Source organism: Cellulomonas carbonis, from assembly GCF_014636275.1.
GTDB lineage: Bacteria > Actinomycetota > Actinomycetes > Actinomycetales > Cellulomonadaceae > Actinotalea > Actinotalea carbonis.
On sequence record NZ_BMEB01000060.1, the window covers coordinates 1 to 261 of the forward strand.

Here is a 261-nt window from a genome sequence, read left to right on the forward strand (position 1 = left end):
GTCCCGGAAGAACGCACCCGGACCAAGAACTTTAGCCGCCCCTCCATCCGAAGCGGCCAGATCTTGCAGCAGTCCGGCTGCCCTGGACGTCCGACCGATGGCTTGATAACAACGCGCCATATCGATCTTGTGATCGCGACCGAGTGGGGACAAGGAGTCGGAGGCGAGGAAATGTTCAATCGCCTCGGTGTGCTTGCCCATGCGCGCGGCAAGCACCGCGCGATCGCAAAGCCATTTCGGGTTGTCCAAGTGGTACCGACT

1 protein-coding gene is annotated in these 261 nt (G+C 60.9%); it reads right to left on the reverse strand.

Translation table 11 applies throughout. The annotated features are described in order from the left end of the window. A partial coding sequence (locus IEV86_RS18070) for a tetratricopeptide repeat protein (RefSeq protein WP_229734739.1) occupies positions 1 to 216 on the reverse strand: 216 nt, incomplete at its 3' end. Between the last annotated feature and the right edge of the window lie 45 nt (positions 217 to 261).